Genomic DNA, 22,568 nt, shown 5'->3' on the forward strand with positions numbered 1-22,568 from the left:
GAAGGAAAAGCAAACCTTTAGGCGTTTTTTGACTGAGAATTCACTCGGCCTCTAATAACGTTTCTTTCGCGTATTTGATTTGGTCGGTGGTGAAGCCTCGATTAGCTAAATAGCGAAATGCTTTTTGGTAAGCTTGGTAGTCTTTGAGCTGCTCAATTGAGAACTTACGTTGCATTAATGCCAAAGCGTTCTCGAAGAAATCGATCTGCTCCTCTTCCACAACCTGATCAAACAAAGCCCGATCACCACCTTTGAAGGACAGCTCACGAGAAATTTTTAACGGGCCATTGCCCGTCTGAGCTTTATGCCTGATGAACATGGCCGTAAATCGATAATCGCTTTGATACCCTAAACCTTGCAGCTGTTCAATCACATCCGCCACGATGATCGCAACGTCATCCATGGGCATAGAATGAGAATGAGAATGAGAGAGTAGCTTAGATGTCAATTCTTGAGATGAGTATTCTCTGCGAGCTAACAAGCCAATGGCTTTATTTTTAAGCTCACTATAGAGCGTTTTCTTCATCGACTCAGTAGAGTCGTTTTCAGATTGGCTATCAGTTTTCTCCATACAAAATCACCCACTCTCCACCGCGCCAAACCGTTAACTGCAATGGTCCATCTCGACTGGAAAGGTAGTCCCGGACATTCAAGAATCCGTCTTTAGAGACAAAAATCGGATGAGGCCCAACTTGAATAATCACATCACCACCAATCATGATGTCTGCCGCTCCCGGAATCTGCACCGGCAAAATTCCCGGTTTTAACCCCAAACGCTCCGCAGGTGACCCCTTCGCGACGCGCTGAACTAACAACCCTTGTGAATGAGGAACATTCAACGCCCGAGCCAACTCGCCTTTGATTGGGATGATGTCCGCACCAATCCAGGAAGGCGGACGATTGAGCAGAAGATCTTCAATCATGTTGATACTGGCAACAAAGCCCAGCCCCTCATTTCCACCCGATCGGGAACGGATATGACTGACGATGCCCACCAACTCACCTTCGGTGGTGTACATCGGGCCACCGGAACTGCCCGAATTGATCGCTGCATCGGTTTGAATGAATTCCATCGAAATCAAATCATCATAGACCCGACGACCACTGACATTACCTACCGACAAGGTATGCTCCAGTCCGTATGGCGCGCCGACAAGAAAGACCTCTTGTCCTACCTTTAACTTATCGGAATCTCCCAGACTGGATACGGATATGGATTCCGGTACTGTTTCCAACTGAATCAACGCGACATCGGCCAGATAGGAACTACTCACCACCTTTGCAGTCGTGGTTTCGCCCGTCTTAAAGGTTACTTCAATACTCTCGGCCAGATTCACCACATGAGACGCCGTTAACACCAAGCCTTTGGGATCTATAATCACCCCGGAACCTAATTCAGAGGTTTTCTTTTCGGTAATTCCTTGAGGTGAAACCTGCTGTTCATGAACGATGGTTTTTAATACCACCACACTGTTCATGATTTTCAGGTAACCCTCACTGACATCTACGGCCCACGTGCTGGAACTGATTACACTGAATAGCACTAACGAAGAGACAACAAAGAAACTCTTAAACCACCTAACCATCATGCGCTTACCTACAAAGATTCAAAGATGCAGAAGTTTATATATTCGCAGATTTATACGTATTTGTAGATGGATACGTACTTACCTTTTTAACGAGCTTACCTGTTTAACGAACTTATAGATTTACACATACTTCGTATTTTATATGTGTATAGACAGTGTACAGATAAATCAATGACGTCATCTCTGAATGTAACACCTTCTGAACGTGACAAATATCCAGAGTTAAAGGCGCTCTATCACTAAAGTGCTTCCGAACCCCATGCGACCGTAGCACACAGACCATGAATGCCATCATCACGATTCGCTAGGTACAACTGCATACCGTGCATTTCTGCGACTTGTTGGCAGATTGATAAGCCTAAACCGCTCCCCATACCCTGAACATCGTGCGCTCGATAAAACCGTTCCATAACACGATCAAGTTCTTCATTAGGAATTCCCGGCCCCTGATCCAATATTTGAACATTTTCAGCCTGCACTTTAACGGTAATAGTGCTGTTATCATTGGTATAACGAACGGCATTCTCAATTAAGTTCTTAAATAAGATACGAATAGCTCCCGGATTCCCCTCTACACTTACACCGGAATCACATTGAACGTCCCAAACAATATGTTTGTCAGCGGCTTCGTTCGAGTACTCGTTCATTACCTCCTGGCAGACCAAAGTGAGGTTAAGCGGCTGCTTGTCCTGAAGTGTTTTCTGATGATCCAATCGACTCAACATCAAGAGTTGTTCGACCATACCGGTTAATCGATCAATGCCTTTTAAGGATTGTTGAATAAACTTCTTTGTGTCTTCTGACTCAGCCACTCTTAAGGCATTTTGTAATTGAATCTTTGTCCCTGCCAACGGCGTCCTGAGTTCATGAGCGGCATCTGCGGTGAATTGTTGTTCCCGGGTCGCTGAATTTAATACTCGTCGAAATAGCGCATTCATCGAATCCACCAGTATCACTAATTCAGACGGAACACCCTCGCGACTGATGGCATTCAGGTTGGAGTAATCCCGATATTTTAACTCCTTGGAAATCACACGAACGGGTTTTAATCCGTATCCCACTAGCACCCACACTAAAATCGCTAATAACGGAGTAAGTACCAAAGGAATCATCAAAGTGCTCACCCCAATTTCCGTCACCATGCCATCACGAATTGAACGTCGTTGACCCACCAGAATAGTCAGGCCGGATTGATCATCCTTTAACACAAAAATTCGCCACAAGCGTTTAGACACGGTGATATCCCAGTACCCAGGCAGCAGGGTTTCAGGGTTCCATTCTGTGGAAGGATCTGAAGTAATCAACGTCTGCTGGGAGGCTCCCCACACCTGAAACGCCAGCTTCTTCTCATATTTGTGACCTTTGGTAGTTAAGCTCTCTTCGTACTCCTGTTGTTCATGGGCCTCTTCTAACGCTTTATCCTTTTCAAAGCTCAGGTATGGTTGAAACTGCAACATCGAAGTAGACTGTTCTTTCGTTTGAGAGTCTAAATACGGCGAGTTCAGATAATGAGCCATCATGCTTTGAAGAATCCGCGCCATCTGAGCCAGCTCCGCATCAAATAACTCTTCCACTTCTTCTTTGGTTTCGTGATAACTGAAAAACGCCGTTAAGCTACCAGCAATTGACACCAACAATATCAATGAAACCAGTAAGAACTGACGAATGCTTCGACGCCCGAATAGAAAGGTCATAAGGAATTCATTACTCAGATAAGTTAAGACAATAACCGATACCGCGAACGGTTTTAATCAGGGTTTTCCCCAGTTTTTTCCGTAGATGATGGACATGCACTTCCATCGCATTACTTTCCAAATCTTCTTCCCAACCATACAAAAGCTCTTCTAAGCGACTGCGCTCAAACACTTGGCCCGGGTGAGATGCCAACTCAAACAGAAGTTCATACTCTTTGCGACTGAGCGTCACCTCTTGGCCTTGTTTCAATACGCGTCGTTGATCAGGAAGAATAACGACATCCCCTAACTCGATCTCGGGACGTGCGGATCCTCCCGAGCGTCGAACCAAAGCCCGCAGCCTGGCTTCCAGCTCATCAATATCAAACGGCTTAAGTAAGTAATCATCGGCGCCTAAATCCAATCCTTTGACCCGATCCTGTATTTGATCCCGTGCCGTCAAAACCATAATCGGCACTTGCTTGTGTTGTGCTCGACACTTCTTAAGCACATCCAAACCATCCATGCCCGGCAATCCCAAATCCAAAACAACGCAATCGAAGGCTTCAGACAAAATAGCATGTAACGCAGACACCCCATCCTTTACCCAATCGATGGTATTTCCACTCATCTTCAATGCTGACGACAAACCATCGCCCAGGAGTTCATCATCTTCCACCAACAAAATACGCACACGCGTCTCCTTTTAACCCCGTCCAATGAACATAACTATCTGCTACTCATCTACAAATAACCTACAAATAGACAAGGCCCCTTGGCTGGCACGACCAAAGAGCCTTAGTCTTTTTTTACGATTAACGCTTATTCTTTCAGCTGATCCAATAAGTGCTTAATTTCTTGTCGGCGACCTTGATCCGCCAATGGGCGTAATGGTCTTGGATCAGACGCCATTGCTCTCTGCAAATATTGACGAGCTAAATCATAGCTGTCTTCACCGTCTTCTTCGACCAAATAACTCGCATACAGATAATTACTGTCAATACTGTCGGGCGCAATCTCTAACGCCTTGCGAAAATATTCGCGCGCCATATCACTATCACCAAAGGATAAAGGCCAGCCTGGGACTTTGTAATACAAGGTTGCAAGACTGGCATACGCAGAACCGTTTAAAGCTCGCTCATCAATCTTTAGCGCCTGTTCATAATACGCTTTCGCTTCCTTCACTTTGCCTAACGCGCTCAAGCCCCCGACTTCACCCGCATAAACACTGGTAATGATACCGTTCCAGATCAATAGATCTGGTTGATCTGGATGAGCAGCCAACGACTGATGCGCCTTATCAATTAACTGCTCAAACTGTTCCAGCTTATCTTGCTTCGGCACTTCATACTGGATATGCGCCCATTCCTGAGCCAATGCCAATGCTTCGTCTGAGAGTTCATTATTAGCTGAGACCAATGCTGAAGAGAAAACCAGACAACTTCCCAACAAAACACTGAATAGATTTTTCACATAAAAGAACAATCCCTTGGCTCTGCCGACTCGTACTGCAGATGATCTATTAACGTTTAAAATTGACCACATAATTATGCCCTCCCACTCACGTCGAGATATTTTTTAATGGTATGCAATTGTTTAGAGATAGATTGGGTAACCAGATTTGGAAAAATGGCATTAATTAATACAAACAGTTTTTCCGGCCAACCAAAGAAAGTTTGAGGTCGTCCCCGCTCCATTGCAGACACAATCTGCTGAGCGACCAACTCAGGAGAATCAACGTCGTTGCCTAAATCCTGATTTAACAAATCGACCGTGGCACTGTTGATATTTGTTTGGGTAGCTCTCGGTGCTACATAGACAACATCCACACTCGAATCATGCAGTTCTCTGGACAAGGCTTCAGAAAAGCCGCGTAAACCAAATTTCGATGCACAATACAAACTGTAGCCTGGATAGCCAATGCTACCGAAGGTCGATCCTACATTCACAATCATGCTTCTTGGATGCAGTTTCAGATGCGGCAAACACTTTTGAGTCATCAAAATTGGAGATCTAAGATTCAAGTCCAATTGTTTGAAGATTTCTTCAGCAGACTGACTTTCAAATTCAACAAAGTCAGACACCCCGGCATTGTTAATCAACACATTAATCTTAAGGTTGCTCTCTTTAATCTTGGCAACCAAATTAGAAATACCGGTTTCAGAGCGTAAATCTGCAGGAATCCAAGTCACCTGACATTCAGGAAAACGTACCTTAAGACAGGTCTTTAACTGCTCAAGTTTACTGGTATTGCGACCTGTTAATACAAGGTTTGCACCACGCTGCGCCAGTGCCTGGGCTAACGCCTCACCAATGCCTCCCGTCGCACCGGTCAAGAGTACAAACATGTCAGACATCGCCAATGAGTTTCCACTATACGACATGTTCTACCCCCTCAGCCTGATCATCTGTTCTGGCCGATTTCACTACTGGAGTTTCTTTCGTAGACGTTTCACGTTGCTGCTTGGCATCCGCTAGTTGTCTGAAAATATTTCCATAGAGTTCATAGAACTGATTCGCTGCATGAATGATAGCTTTTTGATCTTGTTCGTCCGTTACCTTATTCATCAATTGCTCAAAGAAATCCACATGCTCTAAATCCAAACTGCCGTGAGAAAATAAGTAACTGAATGCTTGGTTTGGCAGATCAAGCGTCGTCTGAATTTTGTTCGCCAAAGCCGTCGCTACCGAAACACTGGTTCCCTCAAGCACATGCACCATGCCAAAAAATGCCAATGGATTTTTTCGCTGAATCGAGTCATAGGCATAAGCCACCATCAATTCGGTAGACGGCCAGGGGTCATCCACTCGAACCCGCTCCTTATCGCCCCCGCATGCCGCAATATCATTCAAAATCCACTCTTGATGGCCTTTCTCTTCATCAATGTATTCCGCGACCGCCTCGCGTAACCATTCATAAGAATCCGACAATCGACCACCACACGTCATCAGCAATGGAACGGTATGCTTCACGTGATGATAGGCTTGCTCTAAAAAAGCCACATAATCTTCTTTGGTGATGTTGCCCTGTTCTGCCGCCGCAAACATTGGATTACTCAACAAACGTTGTCTTGCCTGCTCAGTTCCGACACATAATTGTTTAAAGAATGGGATCTGTGTATTTGAGGGCTTAGCCCCTTTAGGCTCTATTGATTGATCCGCCTGCATGATGGAAATCTCCTGATACTTATTCTGAATTTCGTTTTGATAGTGCTGAATGATCTGTTGTCGTCGAGGGCGTCCGTTCGGTGTTAAGGTTCCGCTCTCAGCAGAAAAAGGTTTGCTAAGCAATAACCAGTGCTTTACCTGGGCATAATCAGGCAGCCCCACATTCATTGCTTTAAGATGTTGTTCGATGGCCCTGGCTGACTGCGCTGATTCCAGTAGCGGCGTGGGTACAATCAATGCCATCAACATTGGCTGTCCGTCTCCCACCACTAAACATTGGTGAACAAAAGGAGAAGCCAAAACCTGACTTTCAATCCATTCAGGAGAGACGTTGCGGCCAAAACTGGAAATGAGCAGATTTTTCTTGCGGCCGTTCACATATAAACAGCCGTCATCATCAATTCGCCCAAGATCACCAGTGTGAATGATTTTGTCTGGAGAGGATTTTGGGCTAACGAGAATCTCGCCATCATCCGCAATTTGAACCGTTAAATGAGGTAGTGGTTTCCCCACACTCGAAGGTTTACTGCTCCGATCAGTATTAGCGTTTAATGCTACAACTGAAGCCACTTCAGAAAGACCGTACCCCTGAAAAACAGGAATGCCTGCGTCACTGGCCTGAGAAAGCAACGCATCTGAAACCTTTGCACCACCGACAGCCACAAATTCCAACGAGTCCAGACGTACACCAAATTTTTCCTTCACATAAACAAGCAGCTTTAATAGCTCAGGAGTGAGGATGATCGACTTCGGCTGCCACTTGGCTAATTGGTAAGCCCAGATCTCAGGATTAATTCGGCTGGAACCTTCAAATCCCAATTGCGAACAAGGCAGTAAAATAACCTCTCCACCTTTCGTTAGAGGCACATACACACCGGCAATGTTTTCCAGCAAGGTCGCTAATGGCAGCGTACAGAGGTGACGAGGCAGGTCACTGGTCACCCCATCAACCACTGTAGATAATGAGGTCACCACATCATCAATTAATGCCTGTTCAAGGCGGACACCTTTTGGAGTACCAGTAGAACCAGAGGTGTAAGTAATCTTGTCATAGCAAATATCTGTTGCCTCTGGCGAAACGATATAACTTGTCCACTGAGCTTTTTCAATGCCTTGCTCTGAATTCAAACTCACACACGCATCAACACCACTGTTACTGATAGCATGATCTCGTTGGGCTTCAGTGAAGTACAAAGGTATCGGTAATAAACCAACGCCCGCATCAATGCATGCTAAATCAATGATGACCCAATCAAACGAGTTATCCGCAATCAGAGCTAGACGCTTCACCTTTCGGGTTTTCAATATCAAACTAAAGGTATTAATAGCTTCTTTAAGCTCTTTAAAGGTCAAGGTTTTCTCGACACCATTTACAGCATTACCATTTGCAGCATTACTACTTACATCGACACCACGTAATGCCACCTGGTTTGGTGTACGTTCAGCCACTTGCATGATTTGCTGCAACATCACCGAGGGCGAATCAGCATTATTAGAAACCTCAGCAAAAGGCAAACTGGCACGTCTCATTGATTTCATGAACGCTCCCCTTCAACAACGATTTCAGGTGCCTGATCAAACATCCTACGAAAGACCGGATTAGCCATTAAACGGCTGATGCCTTTACCAACATTCGCAACGATCACCGATGGCGATGATTGATAGTAAGATCCCCAATCAGAAGAGTGATCAACCAACTTCGACGGATCGGCCTTAGCAATCTCAGTCCACTCAACCCCAAACGCATCAAACGTCTCTAACAAAAAAGAAGAGGCCGTAAACGCGATCCATTGATGCTCTTGTTGGTAAAACAATTTTGACAACAAGAAAAACAACTGGCGGAAAGATCCAGGGTTGGTCGAGGCAAGGTTGCCAACTTCAACGATTTGATTTCGGCCAGGCGTCTGACCGGTTACCTGTGCAATAACCTGTTCAATGGGGGCATCCAGATACTGTTCCAGATACAGTTTTGAAACCTCATCTGCTGCCTGATAACCCACCACACATGCAATGGAGCCTGACTTAAACAGTGCAACCAAATGCATCAAAAAGACATTCACTTCAGCGTTATATTTTTCACCGAATACTTGCTGGATAAAGGATTCAGATGCCTGGCGAATTCGACCATTCGCTGCAGCTTCTACCACTTCAAACGCGGCAGGCTTTGAATTTAGGCTAGATGCAGATGAATGCTCATCTTTCTTTTGAATTTGGAAAGGCGATGATTTAACCGAATGCAAACGCGGCTCTGGTGCCAAAGGTGAAAGAGGGTCTCTTTCATAGGAAGGCAATGTAGATTTGTTCATGATTCAGTCCTTTCATTGGATTCATTTCATTCTTTAAATCCAGAATAGGAACCAAACCTTAAGGAAAACTTAAGAAAGGACAGGTTATTTGATTAAAAATTGTTAATGTTTTTCGGGCATAAAAAAAGCGAGCCTGACGCTCGCTTTCTTATTTCACCGATTATGTAATATCAGTGATTAGTACCTTACAGTTCCAACTCACCTTCTTCAGGTGCTTTTTCAGCCACTGGAGTAATGGTTTCTAGTAACTGGCTACGGATATTGGATTCAATCTCGTTTGCAATGTCCATATGCTCTTCAAGGTATTTGGCGGCATTCGCTTTACCCTGACCAATCTTATCGCCATTGTAGCTATACCATGCTCCGGCTTTTTGAACCAAACCAAGCTTCACACCCAGATCGATCACTTCGCCCAAGCGATAAATACCAGAACCATACATGATTTGGAATTCGGCTTGTTTAAACGGAGGAGAAACCTTGTTCTTAACCACTTTAACGCGAGTTTCGTTACCTACCACTTCGTCACCGTCTTTAATAGAACCGGTACGACGAATGTCTAAGCGTACAGACGCATAGAATTTAAGTGCATTACCACCAGTAGTGGTTTCCGGGTTGCCGAACATTACACCGATCTTCATACGAATCTGGTTAATAAAGATCGCCAAACAGCCAGACTGTTTAATGTTACCGGTTAGCTTACGAAGAGCTTGCGACATCAAACGTGCTTGAAGACCTACGTGCGTATCGCCCATTTCACCTTCAATTTCCGCTTTTGGCGTCAAGGCTGCTACTGAGTCCACAACTAACACATCAACTGCATTTGAACGAACCAGCATGTCTGCGATTTCAAGCGCTTGTTCACCAGTATCTGGCTGAGAAACTAACAACTCGTCAACATTAACGCCAAGCTTTTCAGCGTAAATAGGGTCCAGAGCGTGTTCAGCATCAATGAACGCACACGTCTTTCCTTGTTTTTGAGCTTCAGCAATGGTGCTCAAGGTTAAGGTTGTTTTACCAGATGATTCAGGACCATAGATTTCAACGATACGACCATAAGGTAAGCCACCAATGCCTAATGCAATGTCCAACCCCAAAGAACCTGTTGAAACAGAAGGGATTTGTTCACGAGGGGCATCCCCCATTTTCATTACAGCACCTTTACCGAATTGACGTTCGATTTGACTTAGTGCGGCATCCAGAGCTTTTTTTCTATTGTCGTCCACGTGTTTGTCCTCAACCAAATACTGTATATTTGAACAGATTAAAGCACAGCAATTTTTAAATTACTATACTTTTATACAGTATTTTTAATAATTTATTTTAACTGACTTAGTAACCCTTCCAAAGCCGCCACCAACGTCTGATAACGAACTTGCTCCCGGTCACCAGCGAAGAGAAATTTTGAACTGGAAATTATCTCATTAACTGACCAACCAATCCAAACGGTTCCAACGGTTTTTTCTGCTGAACCACCGCTAGGCCCCGCAATGCCAGAGACCGCCACCGATACCTGACCAAAATTCAGATCAACGGCACCTTGAGCCATAGCTTCAACCACTTGCTGACTCACCGCACCATACGTATCCAGCAGCTCGTTAGAGACGCCTAACAAACGATGTTTGGCAGCATTGGAATAACTGACGATGCCTGCATTAAACCAATCGGAACTGCCTGCCGTTTCTGTAATAGCTTGCGCTATCCAGCCTCCGGTACATGACTCAGCCGTGACTAATGCAGCCTCTTGCTGAAGTAAACGCTGCCCAACCTCTCTGGAAAGCCGACTGATTCTTTGCTGTTGTTCTTCCGATAGGGCCATAACAATATTCCGGGCATGATGATCAAAGCATTTATAAAACTCGATAATGCATGAATAAACAAGTCACGTACTGGCAAGTAAATGAATTATATGAACTTCATATTCGATCATTCAAACACCTGAAATTCAGAATCGATTGTCATAGAATGTCACCCCCTAGTTTGTTCATCCCAGGTTAATTTCGGCACTTCAGGATAATTCATGACTAAGAAAAGTACGGATCAGTCATCTCAACATACGCCCATGATGCAGCAATATTTTAAGATCAAGCAGGAGCATCCGAATGAATTGGTCTTTTATCGTATGGGAGATTTCTATGAGTTGTTCTATGACGATGCAAAACTTGCCTCTGAACTACTGGACATTACGTTAACCGCTCGCGGTAAATCCGGCGGCCAGCCCATTCCGATGGCCGGTATTCCATACCATGCAGCGGAAGGTTACGTGGCTCGTCTGGTGAAGTTTGGTCGTTCCATCGCGATTTGTGAACAAGTGGGCGATCCGGCCACATCGAAAGGTCCTGTAGAGCGAAAAGTCGTTCGTGTAGTAACGCCAGGTACGCTCACTGATGAGGCCTTTTTGGAAGAACGACGGGACAACCTGCTCTGTGCGGTCTACGGGCTTGATCAAAAATTTGGCATCGCCACCATGGAATTATCCAGCGGGCGATTCAATGTACTGGAAGCACCGGACCAAGAAAGCCTACTCGGAGAGATCGAACGACTATCACCAGCGGAATTATTGGTTTCCGAAGATTCAGTACTGGTTGATCTATTTTCCGAACGTATGGGGGTAAGAAGAATCCCGCCATGGAACTTCGACAGTGAAACAGCTCTGCGTCTGCTAACCAAGCAGTTTAAAACTCAATCATTGCAGGGCTTTGGTTGTGATGACATGCCTGTTGCGATCATCGCCGCTGGCGCATTATTGAGTTATGCCCGAGATACGCAACGCTCTGACCTGCCGCACATTACCTCCATTTCGCCAGAAATTCGTGATGAATCCTTGCTAATGGATGCGGCAACCCGTCGTAATCTGGAAATCGACAGTAACTTGATGGGTGGCCATCAATTTACCCTGGCGGCTTTAATGGATCGATGCGGTACAGCCATGGGCAGTCGTTTACTTCGACGCTGGTTGAATCGTCCGATTCGCAATCATCAACAATTAAATGCCCGTCAGACAGCAATTACTGCCTTGATGGAAAACTATCTCTTCGAAGATCTGCTGGCTGTCTTGAAGCAAATTGGTGATATTGAGCGTATTCTGGCACGGGTTGCCCTCGGCTCGGCTCGTCCCAGAGATTTAGCGCGTCTTCGAGATACCTTTAATCTTCTACCTGATTTACAGCATTTCTTATCCGATCAAGCGTGCGAACTGTTAGTAAAGCTCAAAGAACACATAAGTGAATATCCAGAGCTGGCTGATTTACTGGCTCGCGCCATTATCGATAATCCACCGGTAGTTATTCGGGACGGCGGTGTTATTGCTGAAGGCTATGACAGTGAATTGGATGAGCTAAGAGGTCTTAGTGAAAACGCAGGACAATTCCTCGTTGATCTGGAAATCCGTGAAAAAGAGCGTACCGGACTCGCCACCTTAAAAGTCGGTTATAACCGCATGCACGGTTACTTTATTGAGTTGAGTAAACAACAAAGTGATCAAGCGCCGACCGAATACATTCGTCGTCAAACATTGAAGAATACAGAACGGTTTATCACGCCGGAACTGAAAGAGTTTGAAGACAAGGCATTGAGCAGTAAGAGCCGGGCGCTATCACGAGAAAAAGCACTCTATGAAGAGTTAGTTCAACGCTTGGGCGATTCCCTGGCCGAACTCAAAACCACTGCGTCAGCGATTTCTGAATTGGATGTGTTGGTGAGTTTTGCAGAACGAGCCACCAGCCTGAACCTGGTTCAGCCTCAATTAGTTGACACCACAGGCATTCAAATCACTGCAGGTCGCCACCCGGTGGTTGAAGATTTGCTTGATGATCCGTTTGTGCCTAACAGTGCCGAACTGACCAAACAAAACACAATGATGATCATTACCGGCCCGAACATGGGCGGTAAATCGACCTACATGCGTCAGATTGCCTTAATCGCGTTACTTGCACATACCGGTAGTTTTGTACCTGCTGAAGCCGTATCCATTGGCCCGTTAGATCGCATCTTTACTCGTATGGGCTCGTCGGATGACGTAGCCGGCGGCCGATCTACCTTCATGGTGGAAATGACCGAGACGGCCAATATCCTAAATAACGCAACGGATGAAAGTTTGGTGATTATGGACGAAGTCGGCCGAGGCACCAGTACCTTTGATGGTTTATCTCTTGCCTGGGCCAGTGCCGAACATTTGGCCAAGCTGGGCAGCCTGACCCTATTTGCAACACACTACTTCGAGATGACCGAGCTTCCTGAACTCTATGGCAACACCAGCAATGTTCATCTGACTGCGACTGAGCACGATGACCACATCATCTTCATGCACTCGGTACAAAATGGCCCGGCAAGCAAGAGTTATGGTCTGCAAGTAGGACAACTGGCAGGCGTACCACCATCGGTTATCCAAAGCGCCAAACAAAAATTGGCAGAGCTTGAATCAGAGCGGGTAAGCCTGAATGGCTCAGGTGATACCAAGGCTCTTCATTCGACACAAGAATCCCAGCAAGTGAAAGAATCCCCCTTCCAGGCGGATATGTTTATCTCTCCGGTGAACGACAAAGTACTTGCCTTGCTGGACGACTTATCCCCGGACGATTTAACGCCACGCCAGGCATTAGACGCCTTATACCAATTGAAAGACGCTGCGAAATAATTTGAATGATTCTTATTCATTAAAGATTTCGAGGCTTTAGAAACTCAGCCCATATCCTTTATCGGTAAAACTAAGGAAATGGGCGGAGTCATTCGCTTGCGCTAACCTGTTCCAAATCTTAGAATACGTGAAATTTTTGGCGTAGCTGTTATTAGTTGGCTGGTGTGTTTGGCCTAATAAGCAGTCTAGGAGACCAAGTAAAACAGGTTATGTACGCAGATTCAGCAAGTACAACTGCTTTACCCAGTCTCTAATCAAGACGGTTTCTCAATACTTCATCTCAAGCAGCGCGACCAAAATATGATGAGGAGAATAACTAGATGACCTTTGTTGTAACTGAGAACTGTATTAACTGTAAGTACACTGACTGCGTTGAAGTGTGTCCTGTAGACTGTTTTTATGAAGGACCAAATTTCTTGGTAATTCATCCAGACGAGTGTATCGACTGTGCATTGTGTGAGCCTGAGTGTCCTGCTGAAGCCATCTTTAGTGAAGATGATCTACCTCCAGGCCAAGAGAAGTTTATTGAAATCAACGCTGAGCTAGCAGAAGAGTGGCCAAACATTACTGAAATGAAAGGCGCTATGGACGATGCAGCTGAGTGGGATGGTAAAGAAGGCAAAGCAGACTTGCTACAGCGCTAATTGCTAACGCATCCTTCAAAGTTCCAATAAAAAGGCCGGTTAATTAACCGGCCTTTTTATTGGAACTCGTTAAAGTGATGGAATTATGCGCTGAATAGTGCCCCGCAGTTTAATCCCTGACTTTCAAGAATACCTCTTAAACGCTTCAACGCTTCAACCTGAATCTGACGAACACGCTCACGGGTCAAACCGATTTCTCGACCAACCTCTTCCAAGGTACTCATCTCATAGCCTCGCAAACCAAAGCGACGGGCCAAAACTTCACGTTGTTTTTCGCTGAGCTGATCCAACCAGTGATCAAGGCTGCCACGAATATCGTCCTCTTGGGCCACTTCCGCAGGATCAGATACTTTCTGATCAGAAATAGTGTCTAAGAGAGACTTATCGCTGTGCGGACCAATCGGTGTATCCACTGACGTTACACGCTCGTTCAAGCCAAGCATCTTCTTAACGTCACTGACTGGCTTATCAAGCAATTCAGCAATTTCTTCAGGTGTCGGTTCATGATCCAGCTTTTGAGTTAGCTCACGAGCCGCACGTAAGTAAACATTTAATTCTTTCACCACATGAATTGGCAAACGAATCGTTCGAGTCTGATTCATAATGGCTCGTTCGATGGTTTGACGAATCCACCAAGTGGCGTAGGTAGAGAAGCGGAAACCGCGCTCTGGATCAAACTTTTCAACCGCTCGGATTAACCCTAAGTTCCCTTCTTCGATCAAATCCAACAGTGTTAATCCGCGATTAATGTATCGACGAGCAATCTTAACAACCAAGCGAAGGTTACTCTCGATCATACGCTTACGTCCGGCTTCTACGCCCTTCTGAGCCAAACGCGCATAATATACTTCTTCCTCAGGAGATAATAACGGTGAGAAACCGATCTCATTCAAATACAGCTGTGTCGCATCGAGATTCTTCGAATGAGTCGCTGCTGCCAGTTTTACAGATTCATCATTGTCATCAGAATCATCAATTGTCTCATCAAACTCATCCACTGCGATGTCGTCATCAAGATCAATGCTATGATTTTCTGCTTGTAGTGCCATGATGTTTATCCTTCTTATAGTTCACCATTGTTAACCTGACCCCTTAATCAGGCCTACATTAGAACAGTACAAACTGGCTCTGTTCTATTTCCTAGACGTTGCTCAACGTTTAGGTAAGTAGTGCAGCGGATTCACCGGCTTGCCATCTTTCCGAATTTCAAAGTGAAGCTTCGGTTGATTAGTTCCAGTGGAACCAATCTCAGCAATTTTCTGCCCGGCTTGTATGATCTGATTTTCCTTAACTAGTAGCTTATTATTATGAGCATAGGCGCTGAGGTATTTGTCATCGTGGTGAATAATCACCAACTTCCCATAACCTCTTAAGCCGCTACCAGCAAATACAACCTTTCCCCTCGCTGCCGAATAAACAGGCTCACCCAATTTACCCGCTATATCAATACCTTTGTTAAAACGAGCGTTTGAAGAAAAGGTTCCTATGACTTTTCCTTTGGCTGGCCACTGCCAGAGTATTTTTCCTACAGATCTTTTCTCATTCGTCTGCCGAACTATTGGCACTTTTTTAGACTCTTCCTTTTTCTTTTTTACCACCTTGTTTTTATTAGTATTATTGGATTTTTTAGTCACCCTATTCTGGGTAGATTTCAGCTTAATTCGCTGTCCAGGATAAATGGTATAGGGTGCTTTGATGCCATTTGAAGCAGCTAACTGTTTGAAGTTTTTGCCATAATTCCAAGCAATGGAATACAGTGTTTCACCCTGACTGACTACATGATAGGTAGCTGACTTCTCACGACTGGAAAGTTTCTTTGACTTGGAATAATCAATACTGGATACGGTGGCATAACCTGACTTACCCGCACAGCCACTCGTAAGCATGACTGCAGTAGCCATACTAATAATCAAGAGTATTCTGAGACTGTTAGGTAAACGAATAGACATTAAAAACGTTCTGTTGGTTTTTAATGAAAATGTACTTGTTTTTGAACAAATTAGCCAAAAAACTTGTGAAATGGCAGTAAGAGTAACCACTGGCGATGAACAAACCAGGATCACTCACTCCATTACTGTGCGTGTAGCTGAGAGTTATCCGGGGCATTTCTGGCAATCAAGGTCACCAGAATGAAGCCTGCAATGAATGCCACCAAGCAAAGACCCAACTGAGGCGATAGTCCGGTCAAATCGGTATAAACACCGGGCATAACATTTGTCTGAACCAACGGCATCTGAGTGCCATCTGAGCCTAGTCGATACACGATGGTCATCTTCCAAGGCCATACTTTATACAAAGCGCCAATTAAAAACCCCGTTAAAATAGCCAACGTTTGGCTGGTGTACTTATCCAACATATGACTCAAAAACTTAGAGAAGGACATCAAACCAACGACACAGCCTGCAGCAAAGATCGATAAGATTGACAGATTAAATTGATGAACCGCTTCAAGAATATAGCTATACATCCCCAACAATAAGAGGATAAAGCTCCCCGACACCCCAGGAAGAATCATGGCACAAATAGCAAATGCACCGGACAAAAAAATCATCCACTGGTTCTTATCCAGCTCCACAGGTACAGCGGCCGAAACCAAATAGGCAAGTAAAATACCCAACAGCATCAGTAATCGCTCAATGAATCGCCACCGCTCCACTTCATTTAAAACAAACCAGGAAGACGCCAGAATCAAACCGGCAAAGAAAGACCATAAAGGTTCAGGGTAATGAATTAATGTCCAGGTCACGGCCTTCGCAAGACTCAAGATACTGATTAAGATTCCAGATCCAAGAATCAGTAAAAAAGTCCCATCCAGATAACGCCATAACTCTGAGAATTTCGCCGATTTAAGTAGTTTCAGCGCTTGAAGGTCAAAACGATTAATGGCTGATAACAATCGACCATAAATCCCGGTGATGAACGCAATGGTACCTCCTGATACGCCTGGCACAACATCTGCCGCACCCATTGCTAAACCTTTTAAAAACAATTGAATCTTCTGCGGTTTATCCATCACAAATGCCTAGTCATTCCTTATTTATTGAGTTGCTCTTGCTAACTCAGCGAATACCCGCCAACAGGGGCACAAATCGCGCAGGTTCAACTCGTTCAATCTCCACACCAGAAGACGTACGATCAACCAAAGTTAAATATTGCTTATCTCCACCCACCGGGATCACCATACGTCCACCAATAGCCAACTGCTCAATCAGAGCTTCAGGTATCGTATCCGGTGCAGCAGTCACCATGATAGCATCGAAAGGCCCCTTTTCCGGCCAGCCCATACCACCATCAGTATGAAGAAAAGCGACGTTTGATAGTTCAAGCAGCTTCATTCGGCTCTTAGCTTTTTCTTGCAAAGGGCCTATACGTTCAACGGTATACACTTCATTGACTAACTGAGCCAATACTGCCGTTTGATAGCCCGAACCAGACCCGACCTCCAACACTTTTCTTGGAGCACCAGCTTGAAGCAATAGCTCAGTCATTCTGGCAACGGTATAAGGTTGAGAAAGCGTCTGGTTGAACCCAATCGGAAGTGCAGTGTCTTCATAAGCCCGATGAGAAAGCGCTTCATCAACAAAAATATGTCTTGGAGTCGTGCGAATTACATTCAGCACAATTTCATCAGAGATGCCTTCGTCTCTCAAACGCTGAACCAATCGTTCACGCGTTCTCATCGAAGTCATGCCTACACCGTTAAGATCTACTGCCTTCACTGAGATGTCCTAAAATTTATTCTTATCCAACCATTGGCTAAGCTCTTCTCTTACACTGTGTTCACACATATCAAAGTGAACCGGCGTAATGGATACAAAGCCTTTTTTTATTGCATCGAAATCGGTGCCATCTGAATCATCTGCCACACTACCAACGGCCGACACCCAGTAACGAGTCTTCCCTCGCGGATCAATGATTTTTTCCGGTTTAGCGGCTCGCTGACGATGCCCCAAGCGAGTTACTTTAACTCCGGAAAGCTGATTCCACGGAAGGTCTGGTACATTTACATTCAGCACTGTGTATGGTGGCATTGGAATATCAGAGAGGCGTTCAGCCAGCATCTGAGCCACACGTTTAGCGGTATCAAGATGATGTAAGTTTCGATCCACATAAGAAATGGCAACTGCAGGCAAGGACAAACTACGCCCTTCCAGAGCAGCTGCGACAGTGCCGGAATATAATACATCATCCCCAAGGTTTGCACCCGAGTTTATTCCAGAAAATACACAATCGGGTTCAATACCTGCGATGCCATTCATTCCCAGATAGACGGAATCTGCAGGTGTTCCATCAACAGAGAACCAACGATCCTGAATCTCAGTGGCCATCAAAGGGCGAGTCAAAGTCAATGAATTACTGGCCCCGCTGTGATCTCGGTCTGGCGCACACACGGCCACCTCTGCCATGCCTTCTAAGGCTTGATGCAAGGCTTTAATTCCCGGTGCATTCACACCATCATCGTTTGAAATGAGTATTTTCATAAGAGTAACCCAGGGCTCCTCGATAGCGTTAGACGACTACTTTAGACTCGCAGTATGAACTTATATGAACTTCAGATAGCCGTTAATCTTCTCGATTTGGCTCCACCAAATTACAGACTTCCTTCAGACAACTGGTGGCATAACTGCCCCTTGGCAAATCGAAGGTAATTTCAATATCACGGCCTTCCAAGACATGCCAGTTCATATTTCTTGGAATGACACGCAATGCCCGCTGCTCGGGAGAAAAACGTTTCTTCTTAAATTGTCCGAACCAACTTTCAGACTCAAGCTCAGAAATACTCTCTGGCAGCTTGGCTCTGTCATCAAACAAGTTAATGGCAGGATGGACTTCGCCGGAAGCACAACGTGCGTCCTCCACATCCTCAACCACAAAGCCTGATTTACTCCAGTCGAACTGACCAATTTCCCCTTCGGTCAGGTGATTCCAGCACTGAGACTGAATACGTTCCGAGAGCGTAATATTAAAGATATAAGAGCGAAGCGCAGATAGATACATACCTTCAAGAAAACGCTGACGGGGGCGTTTTCCAGTCGTCAGCCAATCTTGCGCTTTCTCCAAATTACCACGATGAAACCCAAAGCGCTGATGACCAAAATAATTCGGAAATCCTTGCTGTTTTACCAGCTCTAGGTTTTTAACCAAGGCGTCTATATCAGAGACATTTCTTAACGTGATGATGAAACGATTCCCTTCATGCACCCCTGTTTTTAATTTCTTGGTGTGACGGGTTCTGGAGAGAAAATCCACCTGTTTAAAGACAGGCAGGGAAGGCTCTGACTTTCCGGGAAGATGAACCGAAAACCACTGTTGAGTCACCGCGTTTTTATCTTTAAGACCGCTGTAAGCTACCGCATGTTTTTCTACATTGAAGTGTCGAGCCAAATCTCTGGCAACATCTTGGGTATTTTTTTCTGACTTTTTAACTTCAAGCCAAAGATGCTCCCCTTCTCCCGAAGGTTCGATGCCCATCAATTCAATCACCTGAAAATCCTCAGGCGCTAGTTTGAATCCGGCATCTGGAAGAGGGTCTGTGTTTACATTTACAAAAGGAAGAGAGAAAAGTTTATTCATTCGCTATCAATACCACTGCATGGGCTTCCACACCCTCTTTACGTCCAACAAACCCTAATTTCTCAGTGGTCGTCGCTTTCACATTAATATCAGCTTGAGTAATGGCTAAATCCGAGGCCAAAAGCACTCGCATCTGATCAATATGCGGAGCCATCTTCGGTGCTTGAGCAACGATAGTGCAATCCACATTAATAACCCAATAGCCCCGATCTTTGAGTAGCTCCATCACATGACGAAGCAACTTACGGCTATCAATGTTTTCAAACTCTGAAGAGGTATCAGGAAAATGCTGTCCAATATCACCCAACGCCGCAGCACCCAATAGTGCATCACACAGGGCATGAATCAACACATCGCCATCAGAATGAGCAACAAAACCATGCGTATGTGAAATCTTAACGCCACCGAGAGTAATTAGTTCACCAGGGCCAAAAGCGTGAACATCATAGCCATGACCTATACGGATGCCCATATTCGACTCCTTAAATAGAAAGTACAGACTGATAACATCATTACCCAGCCCGTTGTTGAGTTAAAAACCACTCGGCCAGACTTAAATCTTCTGGATGAGTAATCTTAATGTTGTCCGTAGCCCCTTCCACCATAAGCGGAGAAAATCCGGCAAGCTCCATAGCACTGGCATCGTCAGTAATCTGAATTTTCTTCGATATGGCCTGCTCAATGGCATCTCGCAATTGGCCTAACCTAAACATTTGAGGGGTATAAGCCAACCAGATTTTGGAGCGATCTAATGTATGTGAGACTTCAGCCTGAAGATTCACCTGCTTAACAGTGTCTTTTGCTGGAATACCCAATAAACCACCATCAAGCTGTGAGGCCAAATCAAAGAGCTTTTCAATATCAGATACCCGAACACAAGGACGAGCAGCATCATGCACCATCACCCAGGCATCGTCTGCCGCTATTTCAGTCAACTCGTACAAACCATTTAAGACGGAATGAAATCGCTCCAGACCTCCGACCGCACAATGAACTTTAGGATGACTGGCATATTGGGAAGATGGCCAATATTCATCCTCGTCGGACAACACCAACATAATGCCAGAAAGATTAGGAACGGAGAGTAAACGATGAAGCGTTAGATCGAGAACGGTGCGATTATTAAGGGTCAGGTATTGTTTGGGACGGTCAGCTTTCATCCGGCTACCTACGCCACTGGCAGGAACCAAAGCCCAGAGTTCTTTATTCATGTTGGTTACCTATTTCTTTTTATCGTCCACCAAGAGATAAAAAGTCTCGCCTTCTTTGATCATCCCCAGCTCACTTCGTGCTCTTTCCTCAATGGATTCCAGACCACTTTTCAAGTCAAGCACCTCAGCCTCCAGAACCTGATTTCTGTCTTTTAGCCGATCATTTTCAAAGGTTTGTTCTTCAATCTCATCCTGTAAACGCCATATATGAGTAATACTGGCTTCTCCCAGCCACAGGCGTGCCTGAAGCATAAGAATCAATACCACTAAAGCGCCACACATTAATTGATACATTGAAAACCAAACAACAAATCAAAGTAGATAAAAAGGATTCAGGCAGTAAGCGACCAACAAATCCTGTCGCCCATAACAGAAAGGGGAAACCTGTGGTTTCCCCTTTCTTTAAGATAAAAGAACCAATGCAATATTAGCCTTGACCTTTGATCTCTTTCAAGCCGTTATATGGTGCTTTTGCGCCCAACTGCTCTTCAATGCGAAGAAGACGGTTATACTTGGCAACACGATCAGAACGACATAGAGAACCAGTCTTGATTTGACCAGCACAGGTACCAACCGCCAAGTCAGCAATGGTGGTATCTTCAGTTTCACCTGAACGGTGAGAAATCACCGCAGTGTAACCTGCGTCTTTCGCCATCTTGATTGCATCAAGCGTCTCAGACAAAGAACCGATTTGGTTGAATTTGATCAAGATAGAGTTAGCGATGTTTTTGTCGATACCTTCTTTCAGGATCTTAGTATTAGTCACGAACAAGTCGTCACCTACTAGCTGAACTTTGTCACCAAGTACTTTGGTCTGGTAAGCCCAACCGTCCCAATCAGATTCGTCCTGACCGTCTTCGATAGACACAATTGGATACTGCTCACAAAGCTCAGCTAGGTAGTCACTGAAACCTTCAGAAGAGAATACTTTACCTTCACCACTTAGATCATAGTTACCATCTTTGTAGAATTCAGATGATGCACAATCCAAGGCAAGCGTGATGTCTTTAGTTAATTCATAACCCGCATTTGCAGTCGCTTCTTTGATCACTGCAAGCGCATCTGCGTTAGAAGCCAGGTTTGGAGCGAAACCACCTTCGTCACCAACCGCAGTGTTAAGACCTTTCTGCTGAAGAACTTTCTTAAGTGCGTGGAAGATTTCAGCACCCGCACGTAGCGCTTCTGCAAAAGTAGGCGCAGATACAGGCTGAACCATGAACTCTTGGATATCAACGTTGTTATCCGCGTGCTCACCACCGTTCAAAATGTTCATCATAGGTACAGGCATGCTGTACTGACCAGAGGTACCATTGATGTCTGCAATGTGCTCATACAACTCAACGCCTTTCGCTTGAGCGGCTGCTTTTGCTGCTGCCAAAGACACAGCAAGAATTGCATTCGCACCCAACTTAGCTTTGTTGTCCGTACCGTCCAGTTCAAGCATCTTGTTATCAAGTGCACGCTGATCAGTTGCATCCATACCAACTAAAGCAGACTTGATTTCAGTGTTAACGCCCTCAACTGCTTTAAGAACGCCTTTACCAAGATAACGAGACTTATCACCGTCACGAAGCTCTAACGCTTCACGTGAACCAGTAGACGCACCAGATGGTGCACACGCTGAAGCAACGATACCGTTTTCAAGAATGACATCTGCTTCTACAGTAGGGTTACCGCGTGAATCCAGGACTTCGCGAGCCTTGATGTCTGCGATCTTAGCCATGCTATTACTCTCCAATGTTTATAAATCAAATAACTAAATTCTGTATT

At 45.0% G+C, this 22,568-nt stretch carries 22 protein-coding genes; 2 read left to right on the forward strand and 20 right to left on the reverse strand.

Annotated features, from left to right (window positions below; genetic code table 11):
- Positions 1 to 40 precede the first annotated feature (40 nt).
- From QQL66_RS08210 to QQL66_RS08260, 10 genes are all read right to left on the reverse strand, one after another.
- A complete protein-coding gene (locus QQL66_RS08210; RefSeq protein ID WP_284380637.1) occupies positions 41 to 571 on the reverse strand; it encodes a regulatory protein RecX in 531 nt (176 codons plus the stop codon).
- Positions 558 to 1,589, reverse strand: coding sequence for a S1C family serine protease (locus tag QQL66_RS08215; protein WP_284380639.1), 1,032 nt, complete (start codon positions 1,587 to 1,589; stop codon positions 558 to 560). The genes QQL66_RS08210 and QQL66_RS08215 overlap by 14 nt, the downstream gene beginning before the upstream one ends.
- A 239-nt stretch (positions 1,590 to 1,828) precedes the next feature.
- Positions 1,829 to 3,283, reverse strand: a complete 1,455-nt coding sequence (locus QQL66_RS08220) for an ATP-binding protein (protein ID WP_284380640.1) — start codon at positions 3,281 to 3,283, stop codon at positions 1,829 to 1,831.
- A gap of 10 nt (positions 3,284 to 3,293) precedes the next feature.
- Entirely contained in the window at positions 3,294 to 3,956 is a 663-nt protein-coding gene (locus QQL66_RS08225; protein WP_284380641.1) for a response regulator transcription factor, read from the reverse strand.
- 128 nt (positions 3,957 to 4,084) lie between these two features.
- Positions 4,085 to 4,807 (reverse strand): tetratricopeptide repeat protein, encoded by a 723-nt coding sequence (locus tag QQL66_RS08230; RefSeq protein WP_284380642.1) that lies wholly within the window; start codon positions 4,805 to 4,807, stop codon positions 4,085 to 4,087.
- 2 nt (positions 4,808 to 4,809) lie between these two features.
- Complete coding sequence (locus QQL66_RS08235; protein ID WP_284380644.1) at positions 4,810 to 5,646, reverse strand: SDR family oxidoreductase; 837 nt, start codon at positions 5,644 to 5,646, stop codon at positions 4,810 to 4,812.
- Positions 5,636 to 7,969, reverse strand: coding sequence for an AMP-binding protein (locus QQL66_RS21210; protein ID WP_348524838.1), 2,334 nt, complete (start codon positions 7,967 to 7,969; stop codon positions 5,636 to 5,638). The genes QQL66_RS08235 and QQL66_RS21210 overlap by 11 nt, the downstream gene beginning before the upstream one ends.
- Positions 7,966 to 8,736, reverse strand: coding sequence for a thermostable hemolysin (locus tag QQL66_RS08250; protein WP_284380645.1), 771 nt, complete (start codon positions 8,734 to 8,736; stop codon positions 7,966 to 7,968). Before QQL66_RS08250 ends, QQL66_RS21210 begins: the two co-directional genes overlap by 4 nt.
- 185 nt (positions 8,737 to 8,921) lie before the next feature.
- A complete protein-coding gene (gene recA / locus QQL66_RS08255; protein WP_284380647.1) occupies positions 8,922 to 9,959 on the reverse strand; it encodes a recombinase RecA in 1,038 nt (345 codons plus the stop codon).
- 92 nt (positions 9,960 to 10,051) lie between these two features.
- Positions 10,052 to 10,552, reverse strand: a complete 501-nt coding sequence (locus QQL66_RS08260) for a CinA family protein (RefSeq protein ID WP_284380648.1) — start codon at positions 10,550 to 10,552, stop codon at positions 10,052 to 10,054.
- 201 nt (positions 10,553 to 10,753) lie between these two features.
- On the opposite strand from QQL66_RS08260, the gene mutS reads away from it, so the two are divergent.
- Both mutS and fdxA read left to right on the forward strand, forming a co-directional pair.
- A complete protein-coding gene (mutS, locus tag QQL66_RS08265) occupies positions 10,754 to 13,369 on the forward strand; it encodes a DNA mismatch repair protein MutS (RefSeq protein ID WP_284380650.1) in 2,616 nt (871 codons plus the stop codon).
- A 320-nt stretch (positions 13,370 to 13,689) separates the two neighbouring features.
- Positions 13,690 to 14,013, forward strand: coding sequence for a ferredoxin FdxA (gene fdxA / locus QQL66_RS08270; RefSeq protein ID WP_284380651.1), 324 nt, complete (start codon positions 13,690 to 13,692; stop codon positions 14,011 to 14,013).
- Between the two features lie 83 nt (positions 14,014 to 14,096).
- Here fdxA and rpoS read toward each other — a convergent pair whose 3' ends face one another.
- From rpoS to eno, 10 genes are all read right to left on the reverse strand, one after another.
- Positions 14,097 to 15,062 carry an RNA polymerase sigma factor RpoS gene (gene rpoS / locus QQL66_RS08275; RefSeq protein ID WP_284380652.1) on the reverse strand — a complete coding sequence of 322 codons (966 nt, stop codon included), beginning with the start codon at positions 15,060 to 15,062 and terminating at the stop codon, positions 14,097 to 14,099.
- A 102-nt stretch (positions 15,063 to 15,164) separates the two neighbouring features.
- Complete coding sequence (locus QQL66_RS08280; protein ID WP_284380654.1) at positions 15,165 to 15,962, reverse strand: peptidoglycan DD-metalloendopeptidase family protein; 798 nt, start codon at positions 15,960 to 15,962, stop codon at positions 15,165 to 15,167.
- 122 nt (positions 15,963 to 16,084) lie between these two features.
- Positions 16,085 to 17,026, reverse strand: coding sequence for a DUF368 domain-containing protein (locus QQL66_RS08285; protein WP_284380655.1), 942 nt, complete (start codon positions 17,024 to 17,026; stop codon positions 16,085 to 16,087).
- Between the two features lie 46 nt (positions 17,027 to 17,072).
- Positions 17,073 to 17,702: a protein-L-isoaspartate(D-aspartate) O-methyltransferase gene (locus tag QQL66_RS08290; protein ID WP_284380981.1), complete on the reverse strand. Its 630-nt coding sequence runs from the start codon at positions 17,700 to 17,702 to the stop codon at positions 17,073 to 17,075.
- A 39-nt stretch (positions 17,703 to 17,741) separates the two neighbouring features.
- Complete coding sequence (gene surE, locus QQL66_RS08295) at positions 17,742 to 18,494, reverse strand: 5'/3'-nucleotidase SurE (RefSeq protein WP_284380656.1); 753 nt, start codon at positions 18,492 to 18,494, stop codon at positions 17,742 to 17,744.
- 82 nt (positions 18,495 to 18,576) lie between these two features.
- Entirely contained in the window at positions 18,577 to 19,587 is a 1,011-nt protein-coding gene (truD, locus tag QQL66_RS08300) for a tRNA pseudouridine(13) synthase TruD (protein WP_284380657.1), read from the reverse strand.
- Positions 19,580 to 20,053, reverse strand: coding sequence for a 2-C-methyl-D-erythritol 2,4-cyclodiphosphate synthase (gene ispF, locus QQL66_RS08305; RefSeq protein ID WP_284380982.1), 474 nt, complete (start codon positions 20,051 to 20,053; stop codon positions 19,580 to 19,582). The genes truD and ispF overlap by 8 nt, the downstream gene beginning before the upstream one ends.
- 46 nt (positions 20,054 to 20,099) lie before the next feature.
- Positions 20,100 to 20,798 carry a 2-C-methyl-D-erythritol 4-phosphate cytidylyltransferase gene (gene ispD, locus QQL66_RS08310; RefSeq protein ID WP_284380658.1) on the reverse strand — a complete coding sequence of 233 codons (699 nt, stop codon included), beginning with the start codon at positions 20,796 to 20,798 and terminating at the stop codon, positions 20,100 to 20,102.
- Positions 20,799 to 20,807: 9 nt separating this feature from the next.
- Positions 20,808 to 21,092 (reverse strand): cell division protein FtsB, encoded by a 285-nt coding sequence (gene ftsB / locus QQL66_RS08315; RefSeq protein WP_284380659.1) that lies wholly within the window; start codon positions 21,090 to 21,092, stop codon positions 20,808 to 20,810.
- Positions 21,093 to 21,225: 133 nt separating this feature from the next.
- A complete protein-coding gene (gene eno, locus QQL66_RS08320; protein ID WP_284380661.1) occupies positions 21,226 to 22,521 on the reverse strand; it encodes a phosphopyruvate hydratase in 1,296 nt (431 codons plus the stop codon).
- Positions 22,522 to 22,568: the final 47 nt, after the last annotated feature.

Origin of the sequence: Litoribrevibacter albus (assembly GCF_030159995.1) — a bacterium.
Taxonomy (GTDB): domain Bacteria; phylum Pseudomonadota; class Gammaproteobacteria; order Pseudomonadales; family Litoribrevibacteraceae; genus Litoribrevibacter; species Litoribrevibacter albus.

What these genes read in the sequence shown, in the direction of transcription:
- QQL66_RS08210 (WP_284380637.1), bottom strand. Translation starts at nt 571, where the DNA reads ATGGAGAAAACTGATAGCCAATCTGAAAACGACTCTACTGAGTCGATG.
- QQL66_RS08215 (WP_284380639.1), bottom strand. Translation starts at nt 1,589, where the DNA reads ATGATGGTTAGGTGGTTTAAGAGTTTCTTTGTTGTCTCTTCGTTAGTG.
- QQL66_RS08220 (WP_284380640.1), bottom strand. Translation starts at nt 3,283, where the DNA reads ATGACCTTTCTATTCGGGCGTCGAAGCATTCGTCAGTTCTTACTGGTT.
- QQL66_RS08230 (WP_284380642.1), bottom strand. Translation starts at nt 4,807, where the DNA reads ATGTGGTCAATTTTAAACGTTAATAGATCATCTGCAGTACGAGTCGGC.
- QQL66_RS08235 (WP_284380644.1), bottom strand. Translation starts at nt 5,646, where the DNA reads ATGTCGTATAGTGGAAACTCATTGGCGATGTCTGACATGTTTGTACTC.
- QQL66_RS21210 (WP_348524838.1), bottom strand. Translation starts at nt 7,969, where the DNA reads ATGAAATCAATGAGACGTGCCAGTTTGCCTTTTGCTGAGGTTTCTAAT.
- QQL66_RS08250 (WP_284380645.1), bottom strand. Translation starts at nt 8,736, where the DNA reads ATGAACAAATCTACATTGCCTTCCTATGAAAGAGACCCTCTTTCACCT.
- QQL66_RS08260 (WP_284380648.1), bottom strand. Translation starts at nt 10,552, where the DNA reads ATGGCCCTATCGGAAGAACAACAGCAAAGAATCAGTCGGCTTTCCAGA.
- mutS (WP_284380650.1), top strand. Translation starts at nt 10,754, where the DNA reads ATGACTAAGAAAAGTACGGATCAGTCATCTCAACATACGCCCATGATG.
- fdxA (WP_284380651.1), top strand. Translation starts at nt 13,690, where the DNA reads ATGACCTTTGTTGTAACTGAGAACTGTATTAACTGTAAGTACACTGAC.
- rpoS (WP_284380652.1), bottom strand. Translation starts at nt 15,062, where the DNA reads ATGGCACTACAAGCAGAAAATCATAGCATTGATCTTGATGACGACATC.
- QQL66_RS08280 (WP_284380654.1), bottom strand. Translation starts at nt 15,962, where the DNA reads ATGTCTATTCGTTTACCTAACAGTCTCAGAATACTCTTGATTATTAGT.
- QQL66_RS08285 (WP_284380655.1), bottom strand. Translation starts at nt 17,026, where the DNA reads ATGGATAAACCGCAGAAGATTCAATTGTTTTTAAAAGGTTTAGCAATG.
- QQL66_RS08290 (WP_284380981.1), bottom strand. Translation starts at nt 17,702, where the DNA reads ATGACTTCGATGAGAACGCGTGAACGATTGGTTCAGCGTTTGAGAGAC.
- surE (WP_284380656.1), bottom strand. Translation starts at nt 18,494, where the DNA reads ATGAAAATACTCATTTCAAACGATGATGGTGTGAATGCACCGGGAATT.
- truD (WP_284380657.1), bottom strand. Translation starts at nt 19,587, where the DNA reads ATGAATAAACTTTTCTCTCTTCCTTTTGTAAATGTAAACACAGACCCT.
- ispD (WP_284380658.1), bottom strand. Translation starts at nt 20,798, where the DNA reads ATGAATAAAGAACTCTGGGCTTTGGTTCCTGCCAGTGGCGTAGGTAGC.
- ftsB (WP_284380659.1), bottom strand. Translation starts at nt 21,092, where the DNA reads ATGTATCAATTAATGTGTGGCGCTTTAGTGGTATTGATTCTTATGCTT.
- eno (WP_284380661.1), bottom strand. Translation starts at nt 22,521, where the DNA reads ATGGCTAAGATCGCAGACATCAAGGCTCGCGAAGTCCTGGATTCACGC.